Here is a 14,794-nt window from a genome sequence, read left to right on the forward strand (position 1 = left end):
ATGGACTATGCAATTTTAGATGTGGAAACCAGCGGTGGTAAATTTAATGAAGAAAGTTTAATTGAAATCGCCATATATAGATTCGATGGAGAAAAAATTACAGATTCTTTTAGCTCATTAGTCAACCCTGAAAAGGAAATACATTTTTATGTTCAAAAGCTCACGGGCATTACGCAAAAAATGGTAAAAACTTCACCCAAATTTTATGAATTAGCTAAGCGAATTGTTGAAATCACGGATGATGCCATTCTTGTTGGACATAATATTAGTTTCGATTATCGTGTAATACGCAGTGAATTCTCTCGTTTAGGATATGATTATCAACGCCCCACCCTGGATACTATCACATTAAGCCGAAATCTAATTCCGGGTATGACCTCCTATTCTTTAGGTAAACTTTGTGATTCGCTGGGAATTCCTGTAAGTGATAGACATAGAGCTCATGGAGATGCTCGCGCTACCGTTAAATTGTTTCAGCTTTTATTAGCTAAAGATTTACATAAAAATATTATTGGATCATCCATAAAGCATAGCAACTACCAATCTTTAAATAAAAAAATACTTTCTTTTTTAGAAAAGCTTCCCCTTGAAACCGGAGTTTTTTATTTTCATGATGAAAATGACAAAATTATATACATCGATAAAGGTTTAGATATTTCTACTAAAGCCAGACAGATTTTAACTTCAAAAAGTAAAAGGTCAAGAATTTTACAAGTTAAAACCAAAGAAATCAGTTTTGAGCTTACCGGAAATGAAATTATTGCGAACATAAAGGCTTTAAATGAAATTAAAATTAATCGCCCCCTTTATAAGCCTACTAAAGAAAATTATACTACTATATTCGGTATTTTCTTTACGCCACCCACTTTAAGCATTGATTTAATCAATTTTAAAAATAAAAAATATGCTTTATTCGCTTTTGAAACCTTAGATAAAGCCGAAGATGCATTACTTTCTTTACAAAAAAAAATAGACAGTGGTGTAAATATACTTTCAGAAATAAATTTTCAAGAAGATACGTATATTTTATTAACAGATAAGGGAAGAACATTAGGTGAAAAATCTTTTTTGTTTTTTGAAAACGGTCATTTTAAAGGATACGGTTTTTATTCTCTGCACACACAAATAAAAAATGTAGAACAAATAAAAAAAATTATGGTACCATCCACCATAAATGCTGAAATTTTACTTCAAATACGTAATAAATTTTTCATTTTAAATAAGTTACAAAAATTTGTTATTTCAGAACCCAACCTTTTCAGTTAAATTCAATTTAAACATTTTTTTTTAAAAAAGTTTATCATTCTATTTTTCTATAAGGTGTGTATTACGAATTAATTAATTATTTTATAATATAATCAGTTCTTATTATGAGAAAAAGAAATTTTTTACCAATAGATTCTTATTTTTGTAATTATATATACTAAAAAAAGATGAAAGGGATACTTTTGGTCAATCTGGGATCACCAAAAACTCCATCAGAACAAGATGTTCGAATTTATTTGCGTGAGTTCCTAATGGACAAACGGGTAATTGATGCGCCGTGGTTAATTCGTAAATTCATTGTGGAATGCATGATCTTACCTAAAAGGCCTAAAGAATCTGCTCATGCCTATCAAAATATTTGGTGGAAGGAAGGCTCTCCTTTAGTTGTAATTTCAAAAAGAATTACTCAACTATTGCAAAAAAAGTTAAAATATCCCATTGCATTAGCGATGAGATATCAAGAACCTTCCATTCAAAATGGTCTGCTCGAATTAAAAAATCAAGGAGTTTCAGAAGTTTTGGTTATTCCATTATACCCTCAATATGCAATGAGCACAACTGAAACTGTAGTAGAAAAGACTAAAGAAATTCAAAAAAAGTATTACCCGGATATATCAATAAGCTTTCTACCTCCTTTTTATAATGATGAAGAATATTTAGAGGTTTTAAGCAATTCTATAAAAAAACAGCTGCCCGAATCCTACGATTTGATTTTATTCAGTTATCACGGTCTTCCAGAACGTCATATTTACAAAACCGATCCGACTAAGCAGTGCCGAATTGACGATACTTGTTGTTTCGAAAAAGGATTGGCATCTCATCCCTACTGCTACCGACATCAATGCTATTACGTTACCGAAAAAGTTCGCCAAAAATTAGGTTTAGATACATCTAAAATCAGGCAAACTTTTCAATCCAGATTAGGCAGAGATCCCTGGTTAAAACCTTATACTGATAAAACATTGGAATCTCTTCCTTCTGAAGGGGTATCTAAAATAGCGGTTGTGGCACCTGCTTTTGTATCCGATTGTCTTGAAACTTTGGAAGAACTTGCGATAACGGATAAAAAATTATTTATGGATTGCGGTGGCAAAGAATTTCATTATATAAAATGCCTGAATGAAGATGAGAATTGGATTAATTGGTTACAAGAAAAAATTAACAATTTTTTATATCAATCTTAATCAATGGTTTATCCAATAGAAAATTTAAATTATAAAATTCTTTACTACTTTTGTATTAATATTCAATTGTTTTGAAAAGGTTAATTAAGAATATATTACTTCAGATATCCAAAGTATCTTTTCCCGCTCTATATGGTATCTCAACATTTTTATATTTTATCATTTATTATATCATTGGTTATAGAAAAAAAATTGTCAGAAATAATCTCTTAATTGCTTTTCCTGATAAAACCAAGGAAGAAAGATTGAAAATTCAAAAACAGTTTTACAGAAATTTTATGGATTTTATGGTTGAACTGATTAAAACATTTTCGATGAAGGAAGAAGATTATGATGAGAGAATCAAATTTGTAAATTTGGAAGTTTCACAACAATGCCATAAAGAAAAAAAAGATATCATTATGCTTATCGGACATATGTTCAATTGGGAGTGGTTAACAGGTATTTCCATGGATTTAAGTCAGAAGCATTCATATGCTGTATATAAAAAAGTGGCAAATAATTTTTTTGATCAGGAAGTACATGAATCTCGCGCCAGGTTTGGAACTATTCCTCTTTCGGTTAAAGAGGTGGTAAGATCCATGATTAAATTGCCTAATGACGGTTCTCATGTATTTTTGTTTGTTGCGGATCAAAGCCCCTTTAAAAGTAGAATTCATTATGAATTAAATTTTTTTAATCGAATAACTCCCGCATTTAATGGATATGATAAAATTGCTCGAAAAAAAGATTATGCGATTGTGTATGTTGATATGGTAAAGTTGAAAAGAGGAAAATATGAAGCTCATTTGAAACGTATTCTTCCTGATGGCGACCAATTCAGGGAAAACGAAATTGTCGAAAAATTTTACTCTGAATTAGAACAAAATATAAAATCCAATCCAAGTCTTTGGCTTTGGTCTCATAAAAGATGGAAATACACAAGCGGAATAGACTATCAACTTTAGCAATTGCTATACTTAACTATAACGGAATTGGCTGGTTTGAGAAATTTTTACAAAAGGTAATCGATTACAGTCCGGGCTCATCTATATATGTAATTGATAATGCCTCAACGGATGATTCTATATATTATTTGCAAAAAAATTTTCCGTCGGTAAAAATCATACAAAACAATAAAAATTATGGTTATGCGGATGGATATAATGAAGGTTTAAAATTTATTTCGGAAGATATTTATTGTTTATTAAATTCTGATGTGCAAGTTACTGAAAACTGGATAGTACCCATTTTAAAATTATTTCAAGACAATTCGAATATTTCAGCTATTCAGCCTAAAATTAGAAGTTACAAGGAAAAAGATTATTTTGAATTTGCAGGAGCTGCAGGTGGTTTTATAGATAATTTAGGTTATCTGTTTTGTCGCGGAAGAGTTTTTTTCAGTCTGGAAAAAGATACGGGACAATATAATGACAACTGCGAAATATTTTGGGCAACCGGAGCTTGTTTATTTATAAGAAGGGAGGATTTTTGGGAAAATGAAGGATTCGATTCCGATTTTTTTGCTCATATGGAAGAGATTGATCTTTGCTGGAGATTAAAAAATAAAGGTAAAATTATTTATTATTGTTCTGAGTCTACGGTATATCATGTGGGTGGTGGCACTTTGGATGTTTACAATCCTGAAAAGACTTATCTTAATTTCAGGAATAATCTTTTGATGCTTATTAAGAATTTACCGTCCGATCAAGTGGTATGGATTATTTTATTCCGGTTGTTATTAGATGGATTGGCAGGAATTAGATTTCTTTTTTCAAATGGTTGGAAACATTGTTGGGCCATCGTTCGGGCTCATTTTGCTGTTTATCGAATGTTGCCTAAATTTTTAAAAAAACGTAAAGCCGGAATTAAAAAATATTATAACAAAAAATACATTATATTTCAATACTTTGTTGAAAAAAGGAATACATACACGCGCTTAAAATAAATTCTTATTAATTTATTTAGCTATCTACTTTTTTATAACTTTACAAACTGTATATTTTTATAAAACTATGGAATTAGCAAGAATACAACAACTTGAAAATTTAGCCAAAGAATTTGGCACTCCTCTTTATGTTTATGATGCCGATATAATTAAAAATCAATATAACAGGCTAGTTAAAGCATTTAAAAGCGTTAAAAAAGTCAAGTTAAATTATGCGTGTAAAGCTAATACCAATCTTAATATTTTAAAATTCATAAAAAGCATTGGTTCCGGATTGGACACTGTATCCATACAAGAAGTTCAGTTGGGTTTAAGAGCCGGATTCGAACCAAAAGAAATTATTTACACTCCCAACGGGGTTTCTTTTCAAGAGATTAAACAAGCCGTTCAGTTAGGCGTTCGTATCAATATTGATAATCTTTCGATTTTAGAAACTTTTGGTCATGAAATAAAAAATTATCCTGTTTGCATTCGAATTAATCCTCACATTATGGCAGGCGGCAACACTAAAATTTCAACCGGCCATATTGATTCGAAATTTGGAATTTCCATTCATCAGCTTCCTCATGTTTTGCGAATCGTAAATAATACGGGAATCAAAGTGGAAGGAGTACACATGCACACAGGTTCCGATATACTTGATGTGGAAGTTTTTCTTAAAGGAGCTGAAATACTTTTTAATGTTGCTAAGGAATTTCATGATCTAGATTATATTGATTTCGGCAGCGGATTTAAAGTTGCTTATAAGGAAGGAGATCATGAAACCGATATTAATTATTTGGGTAAGAAATTGGGAGAGCGTTTTAATGAGTTTCAAAAAACGTATCCTCATGAATTGACCCTTATGTTTGAGCCGGGTAAATTTTTAGTTAGTCAATCCGGATTTTTTATTGTTTCTGTAAATGTAATCAAGCAAACTACTTCAACTGTTTTTGCTGAAGTTGACAGCGGGTTTAATCATTTGATACGCCCTATGTTTTATAATGCTCACCATACCATTACTAATCTTTCCAATCCTGAAGGAAGAAACCGATTTTATACTGTAGTAGGCTATATTTGTGAAACTGATACTTTTGGAACGAATCGAAAGATAAGCGAAATACACGAAGGAGATTTGCTTTGTTTCCAAAATGCAGGGGCTTATTGTTTCTCCATGTCCTCCAATTATAACTCAAGATTGAAACCTGCTGAGGTTTTATTAATAAACGGTAAACCTCACTTAATCAGACGAAGAGAAAATTTAGACGATTTATTAACTACTACGGAGGAAATTTCTATTTAAAAAATTTGGAAAAAGAAAAAAGGTTTGTATATTTGCAACCGTTAAAAATAACCTACCTATAAGGTAGCCGGAGAGATGGCAGAGTGGTCGATTGCGGCGGTCTTGAAAACCGTTGACTGTAACAGGTCCGGGGGTTCGAATCCCTCTCTCTCCGCAAAAATGAATCGTAATAATTTAGTTAATAGATTATTACGATTTTTTTGTAATAAGCAAAATAGAGACGAATATTTAGAAAATGGAGAGAAATTCTCTTTTTTTAATCTTACACTTCGCATGGCATTTATTTTTATACTTACTCAATAAAATATTTTTTAAACATTCCATTAATAAGAGATTTATGAAAGATAAGTTTTTATGAATAACTATTTTTGTATTTCGGTTATAACAATAACCAGACAAAGGATACCAAATAAAGAAAATGAAATTTAGGATAAAAAATCAAGAAAGTCGATGCCCCCATCAAAAGAAATCCAATTACCTTTTAAGTAATTAGTGGGTAACTTTATAAATAAACTCAAATCCTTCGAATTTAGATAATTTTGTTGACTGGTCTTAATAAAGAATTGATTAAATATATTTCACAAAGATACTCAACAATATGCATACTTGTTTTAGCCACTTTGCTTTATTTCTTGTAGATTCTATCATCCAGCAAAAAATCATTCATAAAACCTTAGTACATCTTATTTTTTGTTTTATTGATAAGTTAAATTTAAAAATCATATTCCACTTTTAAGAATATCTAAATATCTATCTTTTGTGAAAAAAGAATACATCAATACTGGTTATACCTTTTAATATTAAATTAATGTTAAACTTAATATTGACATACATGTCAATAGATGGAAGATAAATTTTTAGCTTATAAAAATTTCTTGTAAAGAAAATTAAATCAATACATGAATTTAAAGAGCTATCTTTAAATGATTTATCTTCTTTGTATAATTTAGTGAAAACATCAATTTCAAAAATTTAAAATGGAAGAATTAACATTACTTATAGGATTGCTCGAATATTTTATATGGCTTTGAATTTTAAATTAAAAAATTTTTTCAATATAGAGCAAAATTTTAAAAGTATATTATATATTCTATTTTTCACTACTTCTTAACAGTTAAAAATTTATTTAACTTTTTTCACTTTATTTAATACAGCATCTAATGCTAATTTTTCATCTATATATATATATGATTGCGGAGCCGAAAATTCTTCAATAAATTCAATAGGGTCTATTTCATTTTTAAATTTTTCATATTTATTAATTATGATCGTATATCCTCTTTCAATACCCTTATAATATTCAAAGAAATCTTTTTTATTAATTCCTCCTATTTTATTAAATTTTTCCCAAAGATTTTCAGGAGTATCTTCTACTATTTCTGAAAATGTAAAATATCCTATAATCATTTTTTGTGGAGCAGAAGAATATATAAATATTTTGTCTACAGATTTTTTAAATATTTTTTTTCTAAACTCCACTTTTTTCACTCCACTTATTATAGCATTTGCATAAACTGGCTTAATTGATAATATAACGTTCGTCAAAGTATTTTTCATTTTTTAGCTGTAAATAATCACTTTCAGATATTTTGGTAATTGTTTGAATTTTATTTTTAAAACTACTTAATTCTTTAATTTTAGATAATTTAATTTTTGTTTTCAGATAATTAATTAATCGGAAAGTAATAACATTTAATTTCCCTTTTTCGTGTAATTTACTTATTAGTTCTTCTTGCGAAAATACAGTCTTTTTACTTACTAACTCCCATAATCTATCAAAATTATCAACAACTTCTAATGATTCTAATACTCCTATAGGTTCAATTGATTTATCTTTTTTAGATGCATAAAAAAACAAAATATCTCCTTGTTTTAATTTTGTTATTTTCGAATTTGATATATATGCCTTAGTTATTGTGTTTCCTTGAATTTCATTAATACTGTCCTCTGAAAGATCAAATAAAGTAGGTAGTCTTAATTTACCATCTTTAAATAATTTATTATAATATTCTGGCTTTATAGGAATTGCATATTTAGAAACACTTGAATTATCAAAATAAAATGGATGTATATTAATACAATTTTGTTTTATTGTAATTAGATTTTTATTTAAACATTTTATCATTTGTATTTCAGATAATCCTTGTTTATTGATAAATATATTTTGGTTAAAACCAAACTGATTTAATAAATTAATTAAATGAGTTTGTCTTTCATAAACAGTTAAATATAAATATTGAATTTGTTGATTAATACAATATTCAAACATTTTATTTAAGAACAACTCTCCTAATTTAATTCCAAATACCGTATCTGAGACTTTAAAAGTACAAATCTTCATAACATCACAATATATATCTTTTAATTGATGCTGTTCAATTTTTTCTAAATTATAAATTAATAAAGCTTGTAGTTTTCCTTCCACTATTAAAGAGTAGCATTTTCTATTTTCTTTGATACATTTCTCTAACCAATTATTGAAAACTTCTTTTCCATAATCCTCTCTTAAACTATCAAAAAATGTAGAATCAATTTTATTTTCTATTTCCCTTAAACTATGCTCTTTTAAAATAGGATGAGAGGGAATTTTTATTGTGTACAATTCTTCTAATAACTTTTGTATTTCAAACACATTTAGAACTTTTGGCTGTAGTCCAATCCTTTTAGCATTATTATGAATTCCGTTATCTTCTGTTATAAAATAATCTACATATCCCTTATATAGTTGAAATAATTGTAGGATATCTATTCTATCATTATTTTTTTTTATTTTAAATAAAGATTCAAAATTTTCAGTAGGAAACGAAAAATCTTCTAAAGGTTCATATTTTTTTAGTTTTGATATTATAATACTTTTTCTTTCAGAATTAGAATCTCTTTCTAAGTCAGCAGAAATAGCTTTAGGATGATATAATACTTTACAATTATTTATAATTGCACTTCTATAAAATTGTGAAAAGCTATCTTTAACAACTTTATTATCTTCTAAGTTGATTAAAATATTAGTATCTATCAAAATTCTCACGTATAATAAAAAATTTTCCTTATTTACAAATATACTAATATTTTATCTTACTTATCTTATACCTTTAATCTTATCCAGCAACTCCACTTCAAGAAAAGAGATTAATTTATTTGCGAAATCCATAAGATTGTAAATATAAATTCGTATATTTTCTTCTAATTTTTCTTAATTAAAGTACAAAGATTATTGAGATATAATAATTAATATTCAAAGTAAATAATCTAAATCATTTACTATACATTTTAATTATTAAACAATATTTTCCTTACTTAAATTAATAATCACTTTTAGATAGATTTTAGCATTTTTACAAATGATTTATTTTTATCATAGCATTCTATGAAGCAAAAAAGTATATAAAATAAAATTTTCAAAAAATGATAATTTCTTTATATTATATAGTTCTAACAGTAATTTGTAGGTTTATTTTTATCTAATTTTACTTACTTTTGCTAAAATACTTTTATATAGGTTATAAATACAGCCCTTTAAAAATTACATCATCAAGGGTGAAATATAAAAAATTAGAAGATATGCTTAAATATCAATAATAATCTCTAGCTTTTGATTTAGCAGTTTAAATAGCGACATATATTATAGAAAATTTCTAAAATTTTGAAAATTACGGCTAAAGCTTTCATATAAATTTTTAGAGATTATATAATTTAATTTTATAGTTTCAATCTACTACAATATCAGTTTATTTACGAAGTATCTAAGTGATTAATAAATATTTATATTTCTCTGCTTCTTAGCTTATTATTTATTAATAATACTGTTCCCTATTTAAAGGTGTAATGAAAGCACAACCCATATTTATATTAGATTCTATTTAAAATATTAAATACTTTTAAATATTCTTGATTTTACTGAATTTTATTTTTGATTTTTATATGCTATATAAAACGGAAACTTAAAAAACTATAATGTTTTACATGGTTTCAATCGATTTATTCTCTCGACTGAGAATTAATTCCATTGGTTTGAGCTGTTTCTATAGCCCAAGCAATTGCATTTGCGGTAAAAATTGAATTATATATAGTATGAATAGGTCCTCCTATATTAACATTTCCATAATTAGGCTTGGGTATTGGATAATAAGGATATGTATAATCGTTAATTGTAACTTTATCTATTAACATAGGATATTTATAAGAACTTGCATCATTTCCATTCATTTTATTAGGATAATTAGTAAGTGACGAATTAAATCCTCCATCTCCAACAAAGATTAAATTATATTTTTTATGTTTAAATGCAGAAATTCTTCCATCTTCAGTTCCTGAAAATATTTCAAGATCTTCTATAGGCAATGATTCTAAAACTGCTGTTTGACTAGTATCATCTCCCCATTTTTTTCCTCGTATGTCTCCAAAAGGACCATTTAAAACAGAACTATCCGCATCTGTAAAATCCCATACAATACCATTTCCTTTTTGATCAGTATACAATGAGCCTTTGATCGGCAAATCAGGATATAAAGCTTTAAAAAAACGTTCTACACGATTTTGATCTTCTATAAAAAGAAGCACAATCCCTTTTCTTTTAAGATACTCTACATAAATTGGAGCTGATTTAAGCGTGATTTCAGATGTTTGTCCGGTAATAAGTATATCCGGTGGATTATCCCCCAGCAACAAATTTTCTAACTCTGTTTCTTTGGGAGAATCTAATATATTTTTATTATCAATCCATCCTTTAAATTTAACTATACTGTTTGGTGAAGGACCAAAATTTTCGGAACTGTTTACCATTAAAGATAAATTACCACCATATGGACCGGTTGACAAAGCATTATATACTCCTGCACCGGTAGCATATAATTTCACATAATCATAATAATAAGTCATGGGTACCGATGCTGAACAACTGGTTGATAATTCACTGTTAGAATATATAGTTAACTCTTTGGGTGAATAACCTTCCGGAATTCCATATCCTTGCAGCTTTACCGTTTGAGTTATTATATTATTATTGTTCTGCTGATCTCCTTCTAATGTTAAATTTTCAGTCTTAAAACCAATACCATCAACAATATTTGTATATAAAGATAATGGAGCTCCAATGTTAATCGGATTAAAACTTATGGTTACTTCAATATAATTATTGGGAGATAATTGAGATCCACTTGTATAAGATCCCTTTACGGATATAGAAGAACAATCTAAATTATATGCGGATTTCATTACCCGCTGGTTTACAACGACATTAAATTTACATGAATTACCTTCATTTATTTCCTGAGTTGTTAAAGTAAATTCATCTCCTGAATTATTTTCAGGGGTAAAATCTATAGGAGTACCATATCCCGGAATTTCAATTGTGTAAGTTCCTGTAGAAAGAAATTCTCCTGATTTAGAAAAAAAATACCTGTTATCCGGAGAAGAAACAGCATTAATTGTATAGGGCCCCGGTTTAGTAACATGTACCGTTACAGCGATTTTATTTTCCGAGGTAAGAGTTTCATCATTAACATAATTTCCTAACACTTTAATAGTGGAACAATCAATGCTGAAATCAGCATTTATCTTATTACCGCAAATACTTTTCCATCTCGCTTCGATCTTATTCCAGTAATTAAAGCAGTTTTCAGTAGTATTAAATATCAACAAACCATTTTTGCTAACAGCAGTATCAATTGAATCTCTTTGTTTCTGACTTAGTCTTGGTATTAAAATTCCCTTGTTATTTTTGGGGGAAGAGATATCTAACATCGTTTGGGGATCTGGAAATTCATTTCCAATTCCTACTTGCGCATTAAGTGTGTAAATAAATAGTAAGAAAATAATCAAATAGTTGAGTTTGCTCATAATCAAATTTTAGTAGTTATAGTATTATTATTAATTGGATTTTTTAAAATTATAAAATTTTTAACAATTAATTAGCCTTTTATACATAAAATTTTAAAGATTTTTTAAAATACTTACATAAAAGTAATAAATTAATAATTACGTTCGTAAATTTTTTATCCTTTACTTCTTGATTGTTAAAACGTTAAATATTTAAATAAGATCTATAAAAGAATTAGTGTAATTAAAATTTACACTGAACAAACATGTGTAATTAAAAAACAATAGACCTATTATCGGTTATTTAAAATTGATGAATTTTTTTTTCTGCATCTACATATATATTTTTAGACAGAAAATTTTTAAAACTTACCATCTATTGATTTCAATTTGCAGAATATATTGTGTTTTTTTAAATATTATATGATTTAATATAAAAAATTCTAATTCAAATTTAGTATACATTATACTAAACCCAGATAAACTGCTACTAAATTTAAAATAGTTTGTATTTTTTATATCAAATAAATAGGATATTTTTAAATAGATGGTAGAACAATAATTTATTTTTCCATTAAGAAATTACAAATTTTATCAAATGTAAAGGTAAAACATTCATCAACTTCATCTGAGATTTCTTTTCCACAAGGAAATGGGTCTTCGTGAATATACGTATAAGGATAATCCATTAATTCAATTTTTACCGGAATATCTCTTGCCGTTCCTTGTAATGTATTCATAATTTCGTAGGAAGGGATCACTTCATCTTTAGCCAAAGTGATTACATAAAACTGATCGCTGATTTTTCTAAATGTTTCTTCCCTTTCTTTAATTAAGTTTTTATAACAAAGCATACTCCTGAAATTAGGCCCCTCCGGTTCAGTATACATATAGTGTCGAAGAACCTCGTCTCTTTTCATATGACTTTCCATATGTTCAACAATAAAGGAATATAATCCAACACCGGCTTCACTGTCCAAAATAAATTTGGACACGGGTGTTAATCGGTTAAATACGGCACCTCCACAAAAAATGGCACATTTGGTATCTGAAAAATAACCGTTTCTGTTACTCATTTTTAAAACTTCAGCTAAAAAAGCACCTATGGAATAGGCAAAAAAGTCAATTTTAGCATCTTTATCAATTGCCGGATGTAGATCTTCTTTAATATCTTCAACAAAATCTATAACATCGTAATAAGATTGTAAACCCGACCAAATAAACCGTTGAGGTTTATTATTTATACGTGTACTTATTGCTACATTTGAAAGGCTGGAACATATAAGTATGGGAATTCTTTTTTTTCGTTCCTCACTTACCCGATACATTTCTCTGGAATTACTCCATAATAAGGGAGCTCTATTCATATGAAATGCCATTGGAAATAAAACAATAGCTTTTCCGGTTTTTTCTGCCAAATAGGTTGCCCAGGGTAAATACTTACTCCAATACTTTTCATTAAACCCATGAAATAGAATAATTATTTCTTTTGCCTTTTTTTCTTTTTTAGGCATTATTATATGATAACGAAACTCAATATTCTCGGATATATCTGCATCTTTTTTATTAAGCATCTTTTGTATGACATCCGGATCAAGATCGTTAATTGGATTACTTAAGAACTCATAATCATCATTATTACCTAAACCACCTGGAAGTATAAATCGATAATTTGATTTAAATGAAAAATTTCTTATAACCAAATTCTCGTCTATTTCAATTTCATCCGTTGTATAATTTTCAATTTTCTTTAAATAATTAAACAAGTCTAAATATTTCATTTATATGTTAAAATTTGTAGTTAGGTATTGACTCACAAATAATTATACTATTATTAGGTATTTTAGGCTACAATTATAATAATTTTTCTGAATATATATAGGATATAAACCCATATTTTTTCGCAATAATAAAGATAATTTAATCTTATTATTAAAAAAAATATTCGCAGATGATTCAATATTTTCTTAAAAACAAAAAATACATTATAAATATAAATTTAATTAATTAGTTAAATTATAATCATTTTTTTTGAATTAATTTTACAAATAATTAGCAATGGCATAAAATTTGATGTTAAATTATCCTTAATAATATGTTAATATATGCGTTCTTTTAATAAAACTCAGCTAAATAAATTAAAAAATAACTTATTAGAAGACTATATTTGCAAAAATTTTAATAATTAAATATTTTAAAATGTTTATAAATTCTAAAGGATGTTATATACCTACTAGGAGAGTTACTAATAGTTATTTTGCAAAACTTAATGATTTATCAGAAGATTGGTATTTTAAAAGGACCGGGATTTTAACCCGAGCCAGAGCTTCAGAAGAAGAAACTATAGACTACATGAGCATTAAAGCCGTTGAGGATGCTGTTAAAAATTTGCCCTACGACATTAGTGAAGTGGATTTAATTGTATTTGCTTCTTATACACCCAATGATACGGTGGGAACTACAGCTCATATAGTTCAAAAAGAGTTTAACATCAACAATGCCAAAGCTTTTTATATATCTTCTGCTTGTTCATCTGCCATCAATGGTATGGAAATTATTAATTCTTTTTTTAAAAGCAAAATATCTTCAAAAGCATTATTAATAAGTGCTGATAGAAATTCCAGCTATTCCGATGACAAAGATATTCAATCCGGACATTTATGGGGAGATGCTGCCGTTGCTCTATTTTTTTCTTCAGAACCTATGCGTCCAAATGAAGCTGAAGTTTTAGATATTAATACGCTTGGTCTTGGTAATATAGGCTATGGACCTAAAGCGGTTACTATGGAGCCTAAAAATGGTTTACATATGCCTTATGGTAAAGATGTATTTACTCAAGCGTGTATATATTTAACAAAGCTAACAGATGCTATAATCAAGAAAAATGGTTATACGATATCTGATCTAACTTATTTTATCGGTCATCAAGCAAATAAAAGAATTTTAAATAATGTTTGTCATGAATTAGGATTAGCTGAAAGTAAATCGCTGACAAATGTAGAAGAATTAGGCAATACAGGGTGTGCAAGTGCCCCTTTAGTTTTTGCTCAGAATTATAATATTTTTAAAAAAGGTGATCTTGTATGTCTTTCCGTTTTTGGAGGTGGCTATTCTTGCGGTACATGCTTAATTAAATTTAATTAACAAACTAACTGATATTAATTTTTAAGTTCTTACCATTTCAAATTTCATTGCTATAAGAATCAAAAAATTTTAATATCTTGTTTATTCAGAATGTATTATAATACATTCTTAAAATTTTATTTTGCTAATTTTTAACTATACAAAATGTAAACTTTTGTATAGCCGGGTATTGTTTTT

Annotated in this window: 10 protein-coding genes and 1 tRNA gene; 7 read left to right on the plus strand and 4 right to left on the minus strand. The window is 27.8% G+C overall.

The genetic code is table 11. The features are described from left to right. From GFV00_RS04520 to GFV00_RS04545, 6 genes are all read left to right on the plus strand, one after another. Complete coding sequence (locus tag GFV00_RS04520) at positions 1–1,266, plus strand: exonuclease domain-containing protein (RefSeq protein ID WP_160557062.1); 1,266 nt, start codon at positions 1–3, stop codon at positions 1,264–1,266. Positions 1,267–1,433: 167 nt separating this feature from the next. Further along, a complete protein-coding gene (gene hemH / locus GFV00_RS04525; protein WP_160557061.1) occupies positions 1,434–2,450 on the plus strand; it encodes a ferrochelatase in 1,017 nt (338 codons plus the stop codon). Between the two features lie 71 nt (positions 2,451–2,521). Further along, on the plus strand, positions 2,522–3,397 hold the full coding sequence (locus GFV00_RS04530) for a lysophospholipid acyltransferase family protein (protein WP_160557060.1): 876 nt from the start codon (positions 2,522–2,524) through the stop codon (positions 3,395–3,397). Next, the gene (locus GFV00_RS04535; protein WP_160557059.1) at positions 3,361–4,377 is read left to right on the plus strand and encodes a glycosyltransferase family 2 protein; all 1,017 of its coding nucleotides are present in this window, start codon (positions 3,361–3,363) and stop codon (positions 4,375–4,377) included. Before GFV00_RS04530 ends, GFV00_RS04535 begins: the two co-directional genes overlap by 37 nt. A 67-nt stretch (positions 4,378–4,444) precedes the next feature. After that, positions 4,445–5,659: a diaminopimelate decarboxylase gene (gene lysA, locus GFV00_RS04540; protein WP_160557058.1), complete on the plus strand. Its 1,215-nt coding sequence runs from the start codon at positions 4,445–4,447 to the stop codon at positions 5,657–5,659. A 69-nt stretch (positions 5,660–5,728) separates the two neighbouring features. Further along, positions 5,729–5,813 (plus strand) — tRNA-Ser (locus GFV00_RS04545). A 968-nt stretch (positions 5,814–6,781) separates the two neighbouring features. On the opposite strand, the gene GFV00_RS04550 is transcribed toward GFV00_RS04545, so the two are convergent. The 4 genes from GFV00_RS04550 to GFV00_RS04565 form a co-directional block, all read right to left on the minus strand. Then, complete coding sequence (locus GFV00_RS04550) at positions 6,782–7,216, minus strand: ASCH domain-containing protein (protein WP_160557057.1); 435 nt, start codon at positions 7,214–7,216, stop codon at positions 6,782–6,784. Further along, a complete protein-coding gene (locus GFV00_RS04555) occupies positions 7,179–8,684 on the minus strand; it encodes a hypothetical protein (RefSeq protein WP_160557056.1) in 1,506 nt (501 codons plus the stop codon). Before GFV00_RS04555 ends, GFV00_RS04550 begins: the two co-directional genes overlap by 38 nt. A 950-nt stretch (positions 8,685–9,634) precedes the next feature. Next, on the minus strand, positions 9,635–11,494 hold the full coding sequence (locus GFV00_RS04560) for a hypothetical protein (RefSeq protein ID WP_160557055.1): 1,860 nt from the start codon (positions 11,492–11,494) through the stop codon (positions 9,635–9,637). A gap of 542 nt (positions 11,495–12,036) precedes the next feature. Beyond that, a complete protein-coding gene (locus tag GFV00_RS04565; protein ID WP_160557054.1) occupies positions 12,037–13,254 on the minus strand; it encodes a DUF6051 family protein in 1,218 nt (405 codons plus the stop codon). Positions 13,255–13,672: 418 nt separating this feature from the next. Between GFV00_RS04565 and GFV00_RS04570 the strand changes: the two genes are divergently transcribed. Beyond that, positions 13,673–14,617, plus strand: a complete 945-nt coding sequence (locus GFV00_RS04570) for a 3-oxoacyl-ACP synthase III family protein (RefSeq protein WP_160557053.1) — start codon at positions 13,673–13,675, stop codon at positions 14,615–14,617. Positions 14,618–14,794: the final 177 nt, after the last annotated feature.

Origin of the sequence: Apibacter sp. B3935, assembly GCF_009827705.1 — a bacterium.
Lineage (GTDB): Bacteria > Bacteroidota > Bacteroidia > Flavobacteriales > Weeksellaceae > Apibacter.